This window comes from Microvirga lotononidis (genome assembly GCF_034627025.1).
Classification (GTDB): Bacteria; Pseudomonadota; Alphaproteobacteria; order Rhizobiales; family Beijerinckiaceae; genus Microvirga; species Microvirga lotononidis.
Genome location: NZ_CP141048.1, coordinates 1,943,533 through 1,961,481 on the forward strand (window position 1 = coordinate 1,943,533; position 17,949 = coordinate 1,961,481).

Annotated in this window: 17 protein-coding genes; 5 read left to right on the plus strand and 12 right to left on the minus strand. The window is 66.7% G+C overall.

All coding sequences use genetic code 11. The features are described 5' to 3' along the window. The first annotated feature begins 444 nt into the window (after window positions 1-444). Complete coding sequence (locus tag U0023_RS09255; protein WP_009493673.1) at window positions 445-825, plus strand: DUF2794 domain-containing protein; 381 nt, start codon at window positions 445-447, stop codon at window positions 823-825. A 99-nt stretch (window positions 826-924) separates the two neighbouring features. Here U0023_RS09255 and U0023_RS09260 read toward each other — a convergent pair whose 3' ends face one another. Continuing rightward, window positions 925-2,169, minus strand: a complete 1,245-nt coding sequence (locus U0023_RS09260; protein ID WP_009493671.1) for an MFS transporter — start codon at window positions 2,167-2,169, stop codon at window positions 925-927. Between the two features lie 8 nt (window positions 2,170-2,177). Then, window positions 2,178-2,714: a GNAT family N-acetyltransferase gene (locus U0023_RS09265; protein WP_009493669.1), complete on the minus strand. Its 537-nt coding sequence runs from the start codon at window positions 2,712-2,714 to the stop codon at window positions 2,178-2,180. Between the two features lie 113 nt (window positions 2,715-2,827). Between U0023_RS09265 and U0023_RS09270 the strand changes: the two genes are divergently transcribed. Beyond that, the gene (locus U0023_RS09270; RefSeq protein ID WP_009493667.1) at window positions 2,828-4,303 is read left to right on the plus strand and encodes an MFS transporter; all 1,476 of its coding nucleotides are present in this window, start codon (window positions 2,828-2,830) and stop codon (window positions 4,301-4,303) included. 58 nt (window positions 4,304-4,361) lie between these two features. Here U0023_RS09270 and U0023_RS09275 read toward each other — a convergent pair whose 3' ends face one another. From U0023_RS09275 to U0023_RS09285, 3 genes are all read right to left on the minus strand, one after another. Then, window positions 4,362-5,144, minus strand: a complete 783-nt coding sequence (locus U0023_RS09275) for a Bax inhibitor-1/YccA family protein (RefSeq protein ID WP_009493665.1) — start codon at window positions 5,142-5,144, stop codon at window positions 4,362-4,364. 231 nt (window positions 5,145-5,375) lie between these two features. Further along, on the minus strand, window positions 5,376-7,964 hold the full coding sequence (locus tag U0023_RS09280) for an ABC transporter permease (RefSeq protein ID WP_009493663.1): 2,589 nt from the start codon (window positions 7,962-7,964) through the stop codon (window positions 5,376-5,378). Between the two features lie 13 nt (window positions 7,965-7,977). Continuing rightward, window positions 7,978-8,676 (minus strand): ABC transporter ATP-binding protein, encoded by a 699-nt coding sequence (locus tag U0023_RS09285; RefSeq protein ID WP_009493660.1) that lies wholly within the window; start codon window positions 8,674-8,676, stop codon window positions 7,978-7,980. Between the two features lie 65 nt (window positions 8,677-8,741). Between U0023_RS09285 and U0023_RS09290 the strand changes: the two genes are divergently transcribed. The 3 genes from U0023_RS09290 to U0023_RS09300 all read left to right on the plus strand — a co-directional run bounded on the left by U0023_RS09290 (window position 8,742) and on the right by U0023_RS09300 (window position 11,028). Beyond that, on the plus strand, window positions 8,742-9,425 hold the full coding sequence (locus U0023_RS09290; protein ID WP_009493658.1) for an arylesterase: 684 nt from the start codon (window positions 8,742-8,744) through the stop codon (window positions 9,423-9,425). A gap of 64 nt (window positions 9,426-9,489) precedes the next feature. Next, on the plus strand, window positions 9,490-10,533 hold the full coding sequence (locus tag U0023_RS09295) for an aldo/keto reductase (RefSeq protein WP_009493657.1): 1,044 nt from the start codon (window positions 9,490-9,492) through the stop codon (window positions 10,531-10,533). Window positions 10,534-10,707: 174 nt separating this feature from the next. Continuing rightward, the gene (locus U0023_RS09300) at window positions 10,708-11,028 is read left to right on the plus strand and encodes a heavy metal-binding domain-containing protein (protein WP_009493654.1); all 321 of its coding nucleotides are present in this window, start codon (window positions 10,708-10,710) and stop codon (window positions 11,026-11,028) included. Window positions 11,029-11,035: 7 nt separating this feature from the next. On the opposite strand, the gene U0023_RS09305 is transcribed toward U0023_RS09300, so the two are convergent. The 7 genes from U0023_RS09305 to U0023_RS09335 all read right to left on the minus strand — a co-directional run bounded on the left by U0023_RS09305 (window position 11,036) and on the right by U0023_RS09335 (window position 17,832). Next, window positions 11,036-12,415 carry an MFS transporter gene (locus U0023_RS09305; RefSeq protein WP_009493651.1) on the minus strand — a complete coding sequence of 460 codons (1,380 nt, stop codon included), beginning with the start codon at window positions 12,413-12,415 and terminating at the stop codon, window positions 11,036-11,038. A 92-nt stretch (window positions 12,416-12,507) separates the two neighbouring features. Then, complete coding sequence (locus U0023_RS09310) at window positions 12,508-13,014, minus strand: L,D-transpeptidase (RefSeq protein WP_009493649.1); 507 nt, start codon at window positions 13,012-13,014, stop codon at window positions 12,508-12,510. A gap of 239 nt (window positions 13,015-13,253) precedes the next feature. After that, a complete protein-coding gene (gene acs / locus U0023_RS09315; RefSeq protein ID WP_009493644.1) occupies window positions 13,254-15,212 on the minus strand; it encodes an acetate--CoA ligase in 1,959 nt (652 codons plus the stop codon). Between the two features lie 233 nt (window positions 15,213-15,445). Beyond that, window positions 15,446-15,739: a hypothetical protein gene (locus U0023_RS09320; protein WP_009493642.1), complete on the minus strand. Its 294-nt coding sequence runs from the start codon at window positions 15,737-15,739 to the stop codon at window positions 15,446-15,448. A 157-nt stretch (window positions 15,740-15,896) separates the two neighbouring features. Next, window positions 15,897-16,223: an ATPase inhibitor subunit zeta gene (locus tag U0023_RS09325; RefSeq protein ID WP_009493640.1), complete on the minus strand. Its 327-nt coding sequence runs from the start codon at window positions 16,221-16,223 to the stop codon at window positions 15,897-15,899. A 169-nt stretch (window positions 16,224-16,392) separates the two neighbouring features. Beyond that, window positions 16,393-16,806, minus strand: coding sequence for an EVE domain-containing protein (locus U0023_RS09330; protein ID WP_009493637.1), 414 nt, complete (start codon window positions 16,804-16,806; stop codon window positions 16,393-16,395). A gap of 30 nt (window positions 16,807-16,836) precedes the next feature. Continuing rightward, the gene (locus tag U0023_RS09335; RefSeq protein WP_009493635.1) at window positions 16,837-17,832 is read right to left on the minus strand and encodes an NAD(P)H-dependent glycerol-3-phosphate dehydrogenase; all 996 of its coding nucleotides are present in this window, start codon (window positions 17,830-17,832) and stop codon (window positions 16,837-16,839) included. Window positions 17,833-17,949 lie beyond the last annotated feature (117 nt).

Consider the following 17,949-nt stretch of genomic DNA (forward strand, 5'->3'; position numbering starts at 1 on the left):
GCTTTGCGATCTGGACCATCGCAAAGCCCTTTAGAACAGAGAAAAGGCTGCCTTGAAGGGCAGCCCTGTGTCTCGAGGGTGGCCCGGCCCTCCGTACGACTCGGAGGGCTGGGGGGCTGACGTGTCCAAGCCGTTCGATGAGCCGGGCCGTCGAGGCAACTTAAGCATTAACGGCATTCAGTGAGGCTCCATCACGGCGCGATTGAGGCAGGAATAAGATTTGCACGAGCCTGGGATTCGCGAGCGTGGAATTCGAAAGTGGAATGCACTTTCGAAACCCTCTCGATGCGCATCTCCGAGTTGGCATAGGATCTTAGCGGAAGACCAAATCCACTTTTCCGCGCGATGCCCTCAAGATCCCGTGATTCATTATGTCGTTATGGGTTGATCCCTTAGCCGTCGAAGCCCATCATCAGGCCATGGAAACGAGACATGGGAGGCTTCATGAGCGAAGGTGACATCGCGGAGCCGTTGCGCGGCGGCTCGGTGCAGGGTTCGGCCCACATCGTTCCTTTCCCCGCCGCGCCGAGACAGGTGTCCTTCGACCGTTCCGAGTTGCAGGCCATTCTCAATCTCTACGGCCGCATGGTCGCTGCTGGCGAGTGGCGCGATTACGCTATCGATTTCCTGCCTGAAAAAGCCGTCTTCTCCATCTTCCGGCGCACGTCCGAAATGCCCCTCTACCGGATCGAGAAGGACCCGAAGCTTGCCAAGAAGCAGGGCGCCTATTCGGTCATCGTCTCGACGGGCCTGATCCTCAAGCGCGGGCACGAGCTCGCCCGCGTGCTGCGGGTGCTCGACAAGCCGAAGGTCGTGTCGGCCTAGGGCATCGTGCGGACCCGCAGGGTCACGTCAGTGAAAAGCGGATCCGGTTTTCCTGCCTCTTGACGCGCAAAACTGGTTCCCACTTTTGCGTTCGATGCTTCAGGGTTCGAGATCCTGAGGCAGGGCCAGAAGCCAGAGGGTCGAAGCGACCACTCCGAGCGCTCCGGCCCACAGGACCGCTCGGATTCCGATCCAATCGGCCGCGAAGCCCGCGCCCAAGGCAGCCACCAAGCCGAGGCCGCCGGTGAGCAGGTGCAATGTTCCCGCTTCCCGTCCGCGCAAGGAGTCCGGCGTCACCTTCTGGCGCAATACGGTCGCGTTCGTGGCGAAGACGACATAGAGCCCGTCGCTCAGGAGCTGTGCGATGCATAAGGATGCGACGGCCATCCACAGGGGCCCCTGAGCCAGCGGAATAAAGCAGATCATGAGGCCGTAGATCAGCAGAGTCCCGATCAGGAGAGTGCGTAACCGAAAGCGCCGTCCGGCCCAGGCCGCGAACTGCGCCCCGATCAAGGCGCTGATCCCGCCCAGCGCCACGACGAGGCCGAGAATCCCTGGCTGAATGCTCAGGTCGCGCACCGCGAACAGCACATAGAGCGGCGCAAAGAAGCTCATGAAGAATGCGAGGCTGGCGGAGCACAGCGTCAGCGGCCTGAGGACCGGGTGCCCGAACACGAAGCGAAGGCCTTCCCCCGTTTCCCGCCACAGATCGGGCGCATGCTCTCCGGTGACGAGAGGCGGCTCCCGCCGCTTGATGGAGGCCAGGAGCAGGGCCGACCAGACATAGGACAAGACATCGAACAGGATCGCAACAGGCGCGGTGACCAGCTGGATCGCGGTTCCCGCCAGAGCGGGGCCGGCGATTTCCGCCAGCGAGTCCGTCGTGGCGAGTTTAGCGTTGCCTTCCAGAAGCTGATCGCGGTTCACCAACGTCGGCAGATAGGCGTTGTCCGCAGTCTGGAAGAACATGGACAGAAAAGCCACGGCGGCCGATACGCCCATGACCTGTCCGATCGTGATGGAGCCGAACCAGGCCATGGCCGGAAGCGTCGCGAGCGCTGCGGCTCTCAGGAGATCGGCCACGATGAGCACGCGCCGGCGCCGCGTCCGGTCGATCCAAGCCCCGATGAACGGGCTGAGCAGAACCCCCGGCAGAAGGCTAAAGGCCACAAGCAGGCCGAGATCCTTTGCGGAAGCGTCGAGCGTCAGGGCTGCGATGATCGGCAACCCCTCGCGCGTGAAGCGTGAGCCGATGGCCGAAAGGGTCTGTGCCCCCCACAGCCGCAGGAAGTCGGGATTCTGCCAGAGACCCGTCTCCGGCAGACGAATGACCGTCGCTTTCATCGATCATCTCAGGCGATAGGCCGCGTCGGCGCCTCCCTGGTGCCGCGTCCGAGGGGACGCTGCATCAGTACGGTGGAGAGCCAGCGGCCGTGCTTGTAGCCGATGCCCTTGAGGATGCCGACGGGTTCGAAGCCCAGGCTGCGGTGCAGCCCGATGGAACCCTTCGATTCCTCGTCGCCGATGACCGCCACCATGAGGCGGAAGTCCCGCGCCTCGCATTCCTCGATCAGCGCCGCGAGCAGCAGGCGTCCGATGCCCTGTCCCTGGGCGGACGGGGCGACATAGATCGAATCCTCCACCGTCGAGCGATAGGCCGGGCGCGTCCGGTAGGCGCCCGCATAGGCGTATCCGAGGATCGCGCCGTCCTGTTCCGCCACCAGGTAGGGATAGCCGCCCTCGAGGATCGTGGCCCGGCGGCGCGCCATCTCGGCCCGGTCGGGCGGATCGAGCTCGAAGGAGGCCGTGCCATGCCTCACCGCATGGCCATAGATGGCGGTGACGGCCTCGAGATCGGATTCGGACGAAGGGCGGACGAGAATGCTCATGGGATTTTTCTAGATCAACTCAGGCGAAGGAGGGAATAGCATTCCGGCCTGGGAAGACTGTCTTTCCATCTCTCTCCTGCTCGACCATGATGCATCACGAGAAAGGCTGGAGCATGAGCGAGGTCAGCCCGGGCAGGACGCAAACCATCGTGGTCTGGACCGCGATCCTGGCCTCCAGCATGGTCTTTGCCGACGGCGCCATCGTGACCGTGGCGATCCCGCAGATGCGTGAGAGCCTGCAGGCGTCCCTGCCGGAAATGCAGTGGATCACCAACGCCTACGCGCTGACGCTCTCCGCCTTCCTGCTCTTGGGCGGCGCGGCCGGGGATGCCTATGGGCTCAGGCGGGTCTTCATGATCGGCATCGCGTGCTTCGGCCTGACCTCCCTGTGGTGCGGGCTGTCCGGTTCGGCCGGAATGCTGATCGCGGCCCGGACCTTCCAGGGGATCGGCGGCGCCCTGCTGGTGCCGGGATCGCTCGCCCTGATCAGCGCCCATTTCCCCAAGGAGGCACGGGGCAAGGCCATCGGCACCTGGGCGGCCGCCTCCGCCATCGCGGCCGCGCTCGGGCCGATCCTGGGCGGCTGGCTCATCGATGTCGGTCCCTGGCAGGCGATCTTCTGGATCAACGTGCCCGTCGCCGTGCTGGCGTTCTGGCTGTGCTGGCGGCAGGTGCCGGAAAGTCCCGTGTCGGGGCAGGCCGCCATGGATTGGCTCGGCGCCGTCCTGGCCGTCGCGGCGCTCGGCCTCGTCGCCTATGGGCTGACGGCGCTCGGCGACCGGGGCAGCCACCGGATCGTCGCCGTCCTGCTGACCCTCGCCGGCCTCGCGCTCCTCGGCCTGTTCCTGCGCCACGAGAAACGCTGCGTCGCCCCCATGATGCCGCTCGACCTGTTCCGAGTCTCCGCCTTCGCCAATGTCAACGTCCTGACCCTCCTGCTCTATTTCGCCCTCGGTGGGGCCCTGTTCTTCCTGCCGACCGCGCTGATCGAGGCCCATGGCTATTCGGCCGCGAAAGCGGGCTCCGTGTTCCTGCCCTTCACCCTGGTGATGGCCGTGCTGTCCCGGCTCGGCGGCGTGATGGCCGACCGGTTCGGGACCCGCCTTCTCCTGACCGTGGGGCCGCTGGTCACGGGCCTGAGCTTCGCGCTTCTGGCCCCGGCCATCCTGCATGGCGGGTATTGGGTCGCGGTCGTGCCTGCCATGACCGTCATGGGGCTGGGCATGGGCATCACGGTCGCGCCGCTCTCGACCACGGTGATGAACGCCGTGCCCGACGAGCGCATCGGCGTGGCGTCCGGCGTCAACAACGCGATCTCGCGCGTCGCCGGCCTCGTCGCCGTCGCGGGCCTCGGCATCGTCGCCACACTGGGCTTCCGGCAGGCCGCCGCCTGGGCGAGGCCCGACTTGGCGGATCTCTTCGCGCAGGCGAGCTTCGGCGCGAGGCCCCCGATGGCGGGGCTGCCGCCCGGCCCGTCGGGGGACGTCTATGCCACGGCCATGATCGGCGGCTTCGGGCTCGTGGCCCTGATCTGCGCCGCCGCGGCCATGGCGAGCGCCTGGTTCGGCTACCGCTCGGCACAGGGGTGACCAAAACAAAAGCCCCGGCCTTTCGGCCGGGGCTCGGGATCGTCCGATCCGTTCGTCCTTACTCGTTGCGGTTGCCCACGAGAGCGAGGAGGAACTGGAACATGTTGATGAAGTCCAGGTAGAGCGTCAGGGCGCCGAACACGGAGGCCTTGCCGGCGGCTTCGCTATCGAAGTTGCCGTAGAGATACATCTCCTTCAGCTTCTGCGTGTCGTAGGCGGTCAGGCCCGCGAAGATCAGCACGCCGATCACGGAGATGCCGAACTGCAGGGCGCTCGACGCGACGAAGATGTTCACGATCGAGGCCAGGATCAGGCCGACCAGACCCATGATCAGGAACGAGCCCATGCCCGACAGGCTGCGGTTCGTGGTGTAGCCCCAGAGCGACAGCGAGCCGAAGGCCGCCGCCGTGATGAAGAACACCTGCACGACGCTCGCGCCCGTGTAGCGGATGAGAAGCGTCGAGAGCGAAGCGCCCATCACCGCCGCGAAGGCGAAGAAGGTGCCGCGGGCCGAGGCCGCCGTCATCCGGTCCATGCGGAACGAGAAGAAGAAGATGAACGCCAGGGGCGCCAGCGCCACGATCCACATCAGCGGCGACGTGTAGAGCGTCACGCCGAACTGGGTCAGGCCGACGCCACCGATGCGGGCGACCGCCTGAGACGGATCGCTCGTCGTGGCGAGCATGTTGACGCCAAGCGCGACCAGGGCCGAGATGGCAAGGCCCAGGACCATGTTGTTGTAGACGCCGAGCATGAAGGCGCGCAGGCCCTGGTCGACCTGTGCCGCCGTCCGGGCAAAGCCGGTGCCATAGGCGTTTTGGTTTTGCTCATACGGTTGCATCGGAGTCCTTTCTCGCGGTGTCCCGTGTGTTTCCTCGAAAAGCCGAAAAGCCAGCCTTCGGCCGCCGCTGAATCCGGCGACATGCAAAATATGAGGGGCGGGCCTGCGTTGCGCAAGGGGCAACGCCAAGCTTCAAGTCTTCGTGATGGAAGAAAAATGAGGAGCAGAGTTGATGCTGCCCCTCGTTCCATTTTCCGCGCTCATTCGGAACGCCGCCGCGCGAGCGGAGCCTTAAAGATTTCTCAAGTAGAGCGCCGGTTTTTGACTTAGGATCCGCCATGTGCCCATGAGGCCTAGACCCACGCTCACCAGAACCGCGAGCGCTGAGGCCAGGACGGCTCCCGACAAGTCTAAGGTAAAGCTTAAGGACATCACGCGGGTGATGATGAAATAGGCCGCAAGCGTTCCCGCCAAGATCCCGAATACCGCCGTGGCGAGACCGAGGAGGCCGTATTCGAGCGCGTAGGCCGAGACCAGCCGCGCGCGGGTCGCGCCCAGGGTCTTCAGAACGACCGCATCGTAGAGCCGCGCCCGGTGGCCGGCCGCCAGCGCCCCGGCCAGGACCAGGAGGCTCGCGATCAGCGCGATGGAGCTCGCGCCCCGGATCGCCATGACGAGCTGCGAGACCACGTCGTTCACCGCCTCCAGGGCATCCTTCACCCGCACGCTCGTAACCATGGGGTAAGCCTGGGCGGAGCTGCGCAGGATGCGGGCATCGAGGGCCGCGTCCGAGCCGTGCGGGAAGGTGACGGTGGCGAGATGCGTGTGCGGGGCGCCCGCGAAGGCGTTGGGCGAGAACACCATGACGAAGTTGATGCCCATGGAGCGCCATTCGATCTCGCGCAGGTTGGCGATGGTGGCGCTGATGTTGCGCCCGAGCACGTTCACGGTGATCTCGTCGCCGATCTTGAGGCCGAGGCCCTCGGCGATCTTGCGGTCGAAGGAGACGAGCGGCTTGCCCCGATAGCCTTCGGGCCACCACTCGCCCTGCACCACGTTCGAGCCCTCCGGCGGCTTGTTGGCGTAGGTGATGCCCCGGTCGCCCTCCAGCACCCAGGAGATGTCCTCGGGGGCCTTGACCTCGGCCACCGGCCGTCCGCCGAGGGTCACGAGACGCCCGCGCATCATCGGCACGCGCTCGATATGGGCCTCGGGCGCCTGTTGCTTCAGGAAGCCTTCGAAGGCATCCGCCTGCTGGTTCGGGATGTCCAGGAAGAAGAAGCTCGGCGCCCGTTCCGGCAGGCTCTGGGTGAGCTGGCGCGTCAGGTTGGTGTCGATGACCGAGAGCGTCACGAGGAGCGTGATGCCCAACCCCAGCGACAGCACCAGCGACGGGGTGAGCGCGCCGGGCCGGTGGATGTTGGCGAGCGCGAGCCGAGGGGCGGTGCGGCGGGGGCGCGGCAGGCGGCGGGCGAGCGCCATGATCCCCATCGCCACCAGCCGCAGGAGCACGAAGGACCCGGTGGCCGCGCCCACGAACATGAGGGCGATGCGCCGGTCGTAAGCCGCGAGCAGGGACAGGCCCACGAGGGCCGTCACGGACAGGACGAGCGCCGTCACGTAGCGCTTGCGCGGCCAGCGCCGCTCCGGGTCGATCTGGTCGCGGAACAGTCCCGACACCGGCACGTCGTGGGCACGCCCCAAGGGGGCGAGCGCGAAGACCAGGGCCGTGAGGACCCCGTAGAGCAGCGCGATGCCGAGCTCGCTCCAGGCGAGGGTCGGCTGGATCGGGATCGGCAGGAGATGGCCGAAGAGCCCGGTGACCACGAAGGGCAGCATGGTCCCGAAGGCCAGCCCCAAGGCGATGCCGACCAGGGCGATCAGCATCACCTGCGTGAGGTAGAGCAGCACCACCTGCCCGCCCGGCGCGCCGAGGCTCTTGAGCGTGGCGATCGAGGCGCGCTTGCGGTCGACGAAGCCCCGCACCGCATTGGCGACGCCGACGCCGCCGACCAGGAGCGCCGTGAGGCCGACCAGGGTGAGGAACTGGGTGAAGCGCTCGATGTTGCGGGCAAAGCGCGGATCGGCGTTGAGGCGCGTGCGGATGTTCCAGCCGGCCTCCGGCAGGACGCGGTTCGCCTCCGCCTCGATCTGCGTCAGGCCCGATTCGGTCGAAAGCTCCGGCGGCAGGGTCAGCCGGTAGGTCCAGCGCACGAGGCTGCCGGGCTGGACGAGGCCGGTGGCCTTCAACGCCTCCTGCGAGAGCAGGAGGCGTGGGCCGAACCCGATGCCGTCGGCGATCTTGTCGGGCTCGGACACGAGGCTCGCCCGCAACTCCATGTTGGCCGCGCCGACCGTCACCCGGTCGCCCACCTTCAGGTCGAGGCGCGCGAGGAGGGCCGGATCGACCGCGGCCCCGAAGGCGCCGTTCTTCTCGGCGAAGAGGTCGGCGGGGGACAGGGGCGGATCGGTCTCGAGGGCACCGACGGTCGGGTAGCCCCCGTCGACGGCCTTCATCTCCACGAGCCCCGAGCCCTTCTCGCCGGCCACCGCCATGGCCCGTAAGGTGGCGATCACGTTGACCCGGCCCTTGGATTCCAGGAACGTCCGCTCGGGCGCCGTCGCGTCCCGCTGGAGCAGGGAGAAGGCCATGTCGCCGCCGAGGATCCGGCGGCCCTCGCGGGAGATGCCCTCCGTGAGCGAGCGGGACAGGGTCGAGACGCTGGCGATGGCCGCGACGCCGAGCGCGATGCAGGCGAGAAAAATGCCGAACCCTTTCAGGCCGCCGCGCAGCTCGCGGAAGGCGAGGCGCAGCAGGAGCGGCAGGCGCGACGGGGAGGCGGGGTGACGCTGGGGCGTGGCGGGAAGGGAACCGTGCATGGCTGAAATTCCCTCAGGCCACGGCCGAGGCCGCGCCGGTCTCGACCTGCCCGGAGCGCAGGCGCACCATGCGGTCGCAGAGGCGGGCGAGGGCAAGATCGTGGGTCACGAGAACGAGAGTCGCGCCCCGGTCGCGCTTCAGGGCGAAGAGCAGGTCGACGATGGACTGGCCGGTGGTCTCGTCCAGGTTGCCGGTGGGTTCGTCGGCCACGAGGATCGCCGGATTGGGCACGATCGCGCGGGCGATGGCGACGCGCTGCTGCTCGCCGCCCGAGAGCTGCGCCGGGTAATGGTGCAGGCGATGGCCCAGACCCACGGATTGCAGCTCGGCCTCGGCCCGCTCGAAGGCTTCGCCCTCGCCGGCGAGTTCCAGGGGCAGGGCCACGTTCTCCAGGGCCGTCATGGTGGGGACGAGGTGGAAGGACTGGAACACGATGCCGATCCGCCGGCCGCGGAAACGGGCGAGCGCATCCTCGTCCAGGCCCGACAGGTCGGTGCCGTCCACGATCACCTTGCCCGAATCCGGGCGCTCGAGGCCGGCCATGGTCATGAGCAGGGTCGACTTGCCCGAGCCCGAGGGGCCGATCAGCCCGACGGCCTCGCCCCGGTCGACGCCAAGGGAAATCCCCTTGAGGATATGCACCCGCGCAGCCCCGCGCCCGAGGCTCAAATCCACATCGTGCAGCGCGATGGCCTTGTCCTGCATACCCATTCACCCGATCTGTTGGAAACTGTCAGAGACGTCCGTGTAGTTCTGCCTAGATGGGAAGCCTATCGATGAAGCGCCAATCCGGCCCATTCATGACGATCATTTTTGCGTGTGCGGCGGCCCTTGCCGCTCTGGCCGCCCCCCTCCCGACCCGGGCCCAGACTCCCTCTCAGCCCCCTACCCAAACCAAGCCGATCCGCCTCGTGGCCCTGGGCGACAGCCTGAGCGCCGGCTACAACCTGCCGCAGGAGGCGGCCTTCCCGGTCGTGCTGGAGAAGGCCCTGAAGGCCAAGGGTCACAACGTGGAGGTCGCCAACGCGGGCGTCTCCGGCGACACCTCCTCGGGCGGCCTCGACCGGCTCGACTGGTCCGTGCCCGACGGCACCGACGGGGTGATCCTGGAACTCGGCGCCAACGACATGCTGCGCGGCCTCGACCCCGCCGGGACCCGCAAGAACCTGGAGACCATCGTCGAGCGCCTGAAAAGCCGCAACATCCCCGTGATGCTCGCGGGCATGTACGCCTCGCGCAATCTCGGGCCGGATTATGTGCAGAAATTCGACAGCATCTATCCGGACATTGCGAAGAAGTACGACCTTGTGCTCTATCCCTTCTTCCTGGACGGAGTCGCCGGCGAGAAGTCTCTCAACCTGTCCGACGGGATGCACCCGACGGCCAAGGGGGTCGAGGTCATCGTCGAGCGCATCCTGCCCAGCGTCGAGAGCTTTCTCGCCCGCATTTCCCAACGCTGAACCCCTTCAGCGCCTCATTCTTGCCTGAACGCGGCGGATCACTTCGCTGCGAGGAGCTTACCCCATGGAATACCGCCGCCTCGGCCGCACGGATCTCAATGTCAGCCTCATCTGCCTCGGCACCATGACCTGGGGCCAGCAGAACACCGAGGCCGAAGGCCATGCGCAGATGGACTACGCTCTCGATCAGGGCATCAACTTCTTCGACACGGCCGAGCTCTACTCGATCCCGCCCCGTCCCGAGACGCAGGGCTCCACGGAGCGGTTCATCGGCTCCTGGTTCAAGGCCCGGGGCAGCCGCGACAAGGTGATCCTCGCCACCAAGGTGATCGGCCGTTCCGACAACACCTGGTTCCGGGACGACGGCTCGAAGGGCGAGCTCTCGCGGGCCCAGGTCGAGGAGGCGGTGAACAAGAGCCTGAAGCGGCTCCAGACCGACTACATCGACCTCTACCAGATCCACTGGCCCGACCGCCCCATGCCCTGGGGCTCGAACCCGACCATCTACCGCCACCAGGAGGGCCCTTCCCATCCCATCGACGAGACGGTCGAGATCATGACCGACCTGGTGAAGGCCGGGAAGATCCGCCATTTCGGCCTCTCCAACGAGAGTGCCTGGGGCACCATGACCTTCCTCAAGCACGCGGACGCCAAGGGGCAGGCTCGGGTGCAATCGGTGCAGAACGCCTACAACCTCCTCAACCGCACCTACGAGGTGGCGCTGGCGGAGGTCTCCCTGCGCGAGAATGTGAGCCTGCTCGCCTATTCGCCGCTGGCTCAAGGGTATCTCACCGGCAAGTACCTCGACGGCGCCCGGCCCGCGGGAACGCGCACGACCCTGTTCAACCGGGGCCAGCGCTACGAGAACCCCACCGCCGAGGCCGCGATCCGCAAGTACATCGCGCTGGCGAAGGAATTCGGCCTCGATCCGGCCCAGATGGCGCTCGCCTTCGTCAATTCCCGCCCCTTCCTCACGTCGAACATCATCGGCGCGACCTCGATGGAGCAGCTGAAGACGGACATCGCGTCCATCGACGTGACGATCACGCCGGAACTGGAAGAGCGCATCAACGCGATCCACGTCGAACACTGCAATCCGTGCCCGTAAGGTCGAAGTCTCACGTCGTCACCGGCCTCGTGCCGGTGATCTAGATGCCTTGGAGCGCCGCGCTTCACACAATCGGGATGGCCGGCACAAGACCGGCCATGCCGTGGCGGGTTGCTTCCCTGATGACGTTCCTCCTGCCCCGTCCCATATGAAGCGGAGCAGAAGGAGACGCTCATGATCATCACCACCACGCCGAGCATCGAAGGCCGCCGCATCGCCTCCTATCGTGGCATCGTTTCGGGCGAGGCGATCCTCGGCGCCAACGTGTTCCGCGATTTCTTCGCGTCCATCCGCGACGTGGTCGGAGGACGGGCCGGCTCCTACGAGCGCGTGCTGCGCGACGGGCGCGACACGGCCCTGCAGGAGATGATCGAGGAGGCGCAGCGCCTCGGCGCCCATGCCATCGTGGGCGTGCACCTCGATTACGGCGCCCTCGGCAAGAACGAGGGCATGATGATGGTCTCGGTCAGCGGCACGGCGGTGACGCTGGAATAAGAAGCGCTCACACGCGCTTCACGCCGCTCAACAGCCAGAACCCCACGAGCAGGAACAGGATCAGCACCGCCGGCCCGGCGGCCTGCGTCTGGAACAAGGCCGTCGCGACGGCGACCGCGAGCGGCGCCATGAAGGACGTGACCTTGCCCGACAGGGCCAGCAGGCCGAAATAGCGGCCCGCCTCCCGGGCCGGGACGAGCCGGGCCAGCAGGCTGCGCGAGGAGGCCTGAAGCGGGCCCGCCACGGCCCCGATGACGAGGCCGAGCAGGACGAACAGCTTCTCGGGCGTGGAGCCGTAGAGGCCGTCATCGGGCCCGGGCGGCGCGGTCGGCACCACGAACAGGATATGCTCGCGCCCGAGCGACAGCACGCCCAGGCAGACGAGGGCGAGGATCAGGATCGCGCCCAGGATCACGGGCTTTGCGCCGATGCGGTCGTCGAGGCGCCCGCCGATCAGTGCCCCGAGGGTGCCCGTGACGGTGAGCAGGATGCCGAAGATGCCGAGCTCGATGGCCTGCCAGCCGAACACGCCGGCCCCGTAGATGCCCCCGAAGGCGAAGAGCGCCACCAGGGCGTCCTGGTAGACCATGTTGGCGATCAGGAAGCGGCCGACGCTCTCGTGCCGCCGCGCATCCGCGATGGTGCTCCGCACCTGATCGATCCCCTGCCGGGCCGCTTGCCCGAGGCTCATGCCCGAACGGGGGATGTCGGGCGTGACGAGGAAGAGCGGCAGCACGAAGACGAGGAACCACAATGCCGAGAACGGTCCCGTGATCCGGTCGCCCTCGCGCGCCGCCGGATCGAGGCCGAACAGGGGATTGAGGCCGAAGACCGTCTTCATCGTCACGGGATCGGCGGCGAGAAAACCGAGCACGATCACGAGCGACACGAGACCGCCCAGATAGCCCATCGCCCAGCCGGTGCCCGAGAGGCGGCCGTAGCGCTCCGGCGGCACGAGATGCGGGATCATGGCATTGTTGAACACCGCCGCGACCTCCACGGCGATGGTCCCGAAGGCGAAGCCGACGAGGGCCACCGCGATGGCATGGGGCTGCCCCGGCGCCGCGTACCACAGGGCGAAGGACGCGATGAACAGCACCAGGCCGCAGGATGCGATCCAGGGCTTCTTCGGCCCCGTCGCGTCGGCGATGGAGCCGAGGACCGGCGAGAGGAAGGCCAGCACGAGCCCGGCCGCCGCCGTGGCATAGCCCCACAGGCTCTGCCCGCTCACCGGATCGGGCGCGAGCGCGGAGGCGAAATAGGGGGCGAACACGAAGGTGGTGATCAGGGTGAAGAAGGGCTGGCAGGCCCAGTCGAACAGCAGCCAGCCGAGGATCGCCGGCCGCGAGGCATTCTGCGAAGGCGAGAGGGGGTCGATGGTTTTCAAGGCGTCGGTTTCCAGGCTGAGGGTCGGTGCCCTTCTAGCACCGAAACACTCTGCGACAGGAGGCCTTGCCGTTCCGTTTCGTTGCGGTCGGCCTACCGCTCCACCACCACCCTGGTTCCCACGCTCACCTGCTCGTAGAGGTCGACGATGTCCTCGTTGAGCATGCGGATGCAGCCATAGGACGCGTAAGTGCCGATGGAGCTCGGGCGGTTCGTGCCGTGGATGGCGTATTCGTCGAGATCGAGGGTCAGCGCCCGGGCGCCCATGGGATTGTTCGGCGCACCGCCGGGGATCACGTCGGGCAGGCGCGGGTTGTCGCGCTTGACCTCCGCGGGCGGGGCCCAGGCGGGGCGGACGTATTTGCCGTCGATCCGCGCCTCGCCGAACCATTGCTTGCCCGGCTTGCCGACCGCCACCCGGTAGCGCAGGGCGGTGCCGTCGCCGCGCACGTAATAGAGCCGCCGCTCCCCTGTCTTGATCACGATGGTCCCCGGCGACACGCGCCCCTCGAAGGGCACGATCTCGCGGGCCGATGCGGCTGTCGCGGTGAAAGCGATGCCGATGACGGCCACGATGGCGAATGCGGCGCGCGCGCCCATGTCCCGAACCCTCCTGCGAACGATGCACGAGGGTGAGACGCGAAAGATAAGGCTACGGTTCCGGCGAGCCTTTCATGTCATTGGTGTCATTCCCGGCCGGAGCACAGCGGAGGGGAAGGGAATCCACGATCAGGCGCAACGCCATGGATCCCCTTCCCGGCCTTCGGCCGCCGGGGATGACACCCTTCTCGTTATGGCCGGCACAGGGCCGGCCATGACGTGGAGGATAAGCGACCGGCTCACGCCGCCTGCGTGCGCTTGTTCTGCCGGTTGGTGATCAGGTCGTCGACGACGCCGGGATCGGCGAGCGTCGAGGTGTCGCCGAGGGAGCCGAACTCGTCCTCGGCGATCTTGCGCAGGATGCGGCGCATGATCTTGCCGGAGCGGGTCTTGGGCAGGCCGGGGGCGAACTGGATCAGGTCCGGCGAGGCGATCGGGCCGATCTCCTTGCGCACCCAGGCGACCAGCTCCTTGCGCAGCTCCTCGGACGGCTCTTCGCCGGCCATCAGGGTCACGTAGGCGTAGATGCCCTGGCCCTTGATGTCGTGCGGGTAGCCGACCACGGCGGCCTCCGAGACCTTCGGATGCGCCACCAGGGCCGATTCGACCTCCGCCGTGCCCATGCGGTGGCCGGACACGTTGATCACGTCGTCCACGCGGCCGGTGATCCAGTAATAGCCGTCCTGGTCGCGCCGGCAGCCGTCGCCGGTGAAGTATTTTCCCGGATAGGTGGAGAAGTAGGTCTGCACGAAGCGCTCGTGGTCGCCGTAGACCGTGCGCATCTGGCCCGGCCAGGAATCGGCGATCACGAGATTGCCCTCGGTCGCACCCTCCAGGACCTTGCCGTCCGCGTCCACGATCTGCGGCTTCACGCCGAAGAACGGCCGGGTGGCGGAGCCGGGCTTGAGCTTCGTGGCGCCGGGCAAAGGCGTGATCAGGATGCCGCCGGTCTCGGTCTGCCACCAGGTGTCGACGATCGGGCAGCGGCCGTCGCCGACCACGCGATGGTACCATTCCCAGGCTTCCGGGTTGATCGGCTCGCCGACCGAGCCCAGCAGGCGCAGCGACTTGCGCGAGGTCTTCTTCACCGGCTCCTCGCCCGCCTGCATGAGCGAGCGGATGGCCGTCGGGGCGGTGTAGAAGATGTTGACCTGGTGCTTGTCGATCACGTCCCAGAAGCGGGAGATCGTCGGATAGGTGGGCACGCCCTCGAACATCAGGGTCGTGGCGCCGTTCGCCAGGGGGCCGTAGAGGATGTAGGAATGGCCCGTGACCCAGCCCACGTCCGCGGTGCACCAATAGACGTCGCCGTCGTGGTAGTCGAACACGTATTGGTGCGTCATGGACGCATAGACGAGATAGCCGCCCGTGGTGTGCAGCACGCCCTTCGGCGTGCCGGTGCTCCCCGAGGTGTAGAGGATGAAGAGCGGGTCCTCAGCGTTCATCTCCTCGCAGGGGCATTCGTCGGACACGAGCTCGGCGGCCTCGTGGTAATAGACGTCCCGGCCCGGCACCATGTTGACGGGAGAGCCCGTGCGGCGCACGACCAGCACGTGGTCGACCACGCCCGCGCCGACGCGCTCGAGGGCCGCATCCACGTTCACCTTCAGGGGCACCTTGCGGCCGCCGCGCAGGCCCTCGTCGGCCGTGACGATGAAGGCGGATTTCGCGTCCTGGATGCGGCTCGCCAGCGAATCCGGCGAGAAGCCGCCGAACACCACCGAGTGGATGGCGCCCAGCCGCGCGCAGGCTAGCATGGCATAGGCGGCTTCCGGGATCATCGGCATGTAGATCGTCACGCGGTCGCCCTTGGCGACGCCGCGGTTGCGCATGATGTTGGCCATGCGGCAGACTTCGTCGTGCAGCTCCCGGTACGTGATCTTTTTGGATTCCGACGGGTCGTCGCCTTCCCAGATGATGGCGACCTGATCGCCCCGGGTGTGGAGATGCCGGTCGATGCAGTTATGGGCCACGTTGGTGACGCCGTCCTCGAACCAGCGGATCGCCACGTTGTCGGGGCCGAAATTGGTGTTCTTGATCCGGGTCGGGGCCTTGAACCAGTCGATGCGCTTGGCCTCTTCCGCCCAGAAGGCCTCCGGGTCCTTGACCGAGGCCTCGTACTTCGCGCGATAGCCCGCATCGTCCAGATAGGCCCGATGCCGCCATTCCGCCGGCACGTCGTAGATCTTCTCGTCCATGGCGCTTCTCCCAGATGCTCCCATGATGGATTTAGAGCTAGGTTTACGGAAAGAGAGTGGGGCGGGGCAAGCGGGATCGCGATCGCACTTTGGTCGCGGCTTGTTTGGGGGGCAGAGTGGGGGAGAGGTGTTCCCACTCCCCTGGGCTTTCAGGCAGTCAACAGGAGAGTGCCCGGGTACCGTCCCGTTGCCGCATCGTGCTTACACGAAGTCACGGTATCGCGCGGTCGCCTTTACGCTTTCATTTGAAGAATGACCGGACCTTCCGACACTTTCGGTGCGCTCGCGCCAATATTAGACGCATTCTGCCCGATCCAATCCTTGGCTTTCTGAACGCTCTCATCCGCGCCAACCTTGTCCTGACAGATCGTAACGGAGATGCCTCCATCGCCAGTGCGGATCAGGGAATAGCCGACAAATCCCTTGACCGTTCGCATCAGGCTTTCGACATCCCGCTTGCGCTGCTCCAGCACATCAAAGAGATCCTTGGCTCCTTCACCGGAATAGGTTCTGATCACGGCGTGCATGGCTCAGTCCTCCGTTAAGCGTCTCCTGCGAATGACACAGACGAATGCCCCGGCCCGCACGTCGACTGTGCGCCTTCAGTCATTGCACGTCCACAACTATCGCTCGGGAACAGCGAAGGCGATAAGGCCGCGCGGTACGGACGATTGACTGCCGGCCTCACCGCGACATGAGATTGCGTGCGAGCGTCACCGCCGCGGCATCGGTGGAACCTCCCGTTGCCGTCGGCATGAGGTTTCCGGCCTTGAGCGTGAGTTCGGTCATGACATGCAGGATCCACGCGTCCGATTCCTGAATGCCTGCGGCGTCGAAGTCCTTGCGGATCTTGCTGAACACGTCGCTGTGCGCGGGATCGAGCGCCTTCCTGGCGAGGGAATCCGCATAAGCTTCGGCGTCCCGGCCCGTCATTCCCAGTTTTTCGGCGGCCCACCGGCCGAGGAGCTTGTTGCGGAGGATCGTCCTTGCCCCATCGTCGACGCTGGCCATGCGACATTCTCCCATTGCCGATCGTGGAATGCCCTCTCTGGCCCCTTGGCTTCGGAGCCCGGACGGATCTCGTCCTTGAGATGAATCCATTGGAATAGGGTACGCCAACGAGAGCGGCGACGACAGCGTGAAATGGCAAAAAACGGCGGTCAAGGGATGGACTCTGATCTCAGAGTCCGCCCATCCGGCACACGATGGCCCATTCCTCGTCCGTCACCGGCTGCACCGAGAGACGGGAATTGTTCACCAGGATCATCTTTTCGAGACCCGGCTCCTTCTTGATCTCGTCGAGGGTCACCGGGCGCTTGAAGGGCTTGACGGCCTTGATGTCCACCATGCCGAACCTGCCCGTCTCGTCCGTGTGGTCGGGGTAGTATTCCTTGATGACCTCGACGATGCCCACCACCGCCTTGCCTTCGTTGGAATGATAGAAGAAGCCCTGCTCGCCTAGTTTCATGGCCATCAGGTTCTGCTTGGCCACGTGGTTGCGGACGCCGTTCCAGTGCGTACCCTTGCCGCCTTCGGCGACCTGCCGGTCCCAGGACCAGACGGAGGGTTCGGATTTGTAGAGCCAATGGGCCATGGTCTTCTGCTCTCGCCCTTTCGTTGTTGCTTATTGCTCGGATTTGACGGGACGGTTCATCAGCGCATCGACCGCCTGATCGAGGGACCATGCGCCGGACAGGACCTGCTCGACCGCTTCCGCGATCGGCATGTCGATGTTCTTCGCCTTCGCCAAGGCCACGAGGGCGCTCGCCGTCGCGGCGCCCTCCACCAGCTTGCCGCCGGCGGCTTCCGCGACGCTCAGGCCTTGCCCGAGGCGCTGGCCGAACGCGAAGTTGCGGGAATGAGCCGAGGAACAGGTGAGCACCAGGTCTCCAAGCCCCGAGAGCCCCATCAGGGTCTCCGCCTCGCCGCCATAGGCGCGGGCGAAGCGCAGGAGCTCCGCGAAGCCACGGGCGATCAGGGCCGCCTTGGCGCTCTCGCCCAGGCCCTTGCCGGCCACGGCCCCGCACGCGATGGCGAGCACGTTCTTGGCTGCCCCGCCGATCTCGACGCCGCGCAGATCGGTGCGGTGATAGACCCGCAGCGTCGGGCCGGAGAGGGCGGTGGCCAGCGCCTCGGCCAGCGCCGCGTCCCGGCAGGCGAGCGTCACGGCGGTGGGCAGGCCCCGGGCCACGTCGTCGGCGAAGCTGGGTCCCGAGAGCACTCCGACGGGCGAGCCGGGGCGCACGGCTTCCACCACGTCGCAGAGGAAGGCCCGGCTCTCCCGCTCGATGCCCTTGGCGCAGAGCACCAGGGGCGTTCCGGGCGGCAGCACGTCGGCGAGGGCCGCGCCCATCTCCCGGGTGGTCTGGGCGGGCGTGACGAGCAGCACCGCGCGGGCGGCCGCCAGATCGGCCAGGGCGGCGGTCGGCCGGATGCGGTCATGGAGCTTCACGCCGGGCAGGAAGCGCTCGTTGGTGCGCGCCGCCGCCAGAGCCGCCGCGTGCTCGGGCGACCGCATCCAGAGCACCACGTCGTTGCCCGCGATGGCGGCCGCGTTGGCGAGCGCCGTTCCCCAGGCGCCCGCTCCGGCGATGCCGATGGTTTGGGCGGGTGAGGTCATGTCAGAGCGCTGCCTCCATGGATATCATCCCGAGAGATTGAGCCTTAGAGCGGGACCAGCCCTCCTCCCCCCAAGGGGGAGGGAGACGATCGCCATGCCTTGCAGTGAATCGGCCGT

Excerpts from the sequence above, each read along its gene's own strand:
- U0023_RS09280 (WP_009493663.1), bottom strand. The coding sequence starts at position 7,964 with ATGCACGGTTCCCTTCCCGCCACGCCCCAGCGTCACCCCGCCTCCCCG.
- U0023_RS09295 (WP_009493657.1), top strand. The coding sequence starts at position 9,490 with ATGGAATACCGCCGCCTCGGCCGCACGGATCTCAATGTCAGCCTCATC.
- U0023_RS09310 (WP_009493649.1), bottom strand. The coding sequence starts at position 13,014 with ATGGGCGCGCGCGCCGCATTCGCCATCGTGGCCGTCATCGGCATCGCT.
- U0023_RS09290 (WP_009493658.1), top strand. The coding sequence starts at position 8,742 with ATGAAGCGCCAATCCGGCCCATTCATGACGATCATTTTTGCGTGTGCG.
- U0023_RS09260 (WP_009493671.1), bottom strand. The coding sequence starts at position 2,169 with ATGAAAGCGACGGTCATTCGTCTGCCGGAGACGGGTCTCTGGCAGAAT.
- U0023_RS09325 (WP_009493640.1), bottom strand. The coding sequence starts at position 16,223 with ATGGCCAGCGTCGACGATGGGGCAAGGACGATCCTCCGCAACAAGCTC.
- U0023_RS09270 (WP_009493667.1), top strand. The coding sequence starts at position 2,828 with ATGAGCGAGGTCAGCCCGGGCAGGACGCAAACCATCGTGGTCTGGACC.
- U0023_RS09275 (WP_009493665.1), bottom strand. The coding sequence starts at position 5,144 with ATGCAACCGTATGAGCAAAACCAAAACGCCTATGGCACCGGCTTTGCC.
- U0023_RS09320 (WP_009493642.1), bottom strand. The coding sequence starts at position 15,739 with ATGCACGCCGTGATCAGAACCTATTCCGGTGAAGGAGCCAAGGATCTC.
- U0023_RS09285 (WP_009493660.1), bottom strand. The coding sequence starts at position 8,676 with ATGGGTATGCAGGACAAGGCCATCGCGCTGCACGATGTGGATTTGAGC.
- acs (WP_009493644.1), bottom strand. The coding sequence starts at position 15,212 with ATGGACGAGAAGATCTACGACGTGCCGGCGGAATGGCGGCATCGGGCC.
- U0023_RS09335 (WP_009493635.1), bottom strand. The coding sequence starts at position 17,832 with ATGACCTCACCCGCCCAAACCATCGGCATCGCCGGAGCGGGCGCCTGG.
- U0023_RS09255 (WP_009493673.1), top strand. The coding sequence starts at position 445 with ATGAGCGAAGGTGACATCGCGGAGCCGTTGCGCGGCGGCTCGGTGCAG.
- U0023_RS09300 (WP_009493654.1), top strand. The coding sequence starts at position 10,708 with ATGATCATCACCACCACGCCGAGCATCGAAGGCCGCCGCATCGCCTCC.
- U0023_RS09330 (WP_009493637.1), bottom strand. The coding sequence starts at position 16,806 with ATGGCCCATTGGCTCTACAAATCCGAACCCTCCGTCTGGTCCTGGGAC.
- U0023_RS09265 (WP_009493669.1), bottom strand. The coding sequence starts at position 2,714 with ATGAGCATTCTCGTCCGCCCTTCGTCCGAATCCGATCTCGAGGCCGTC.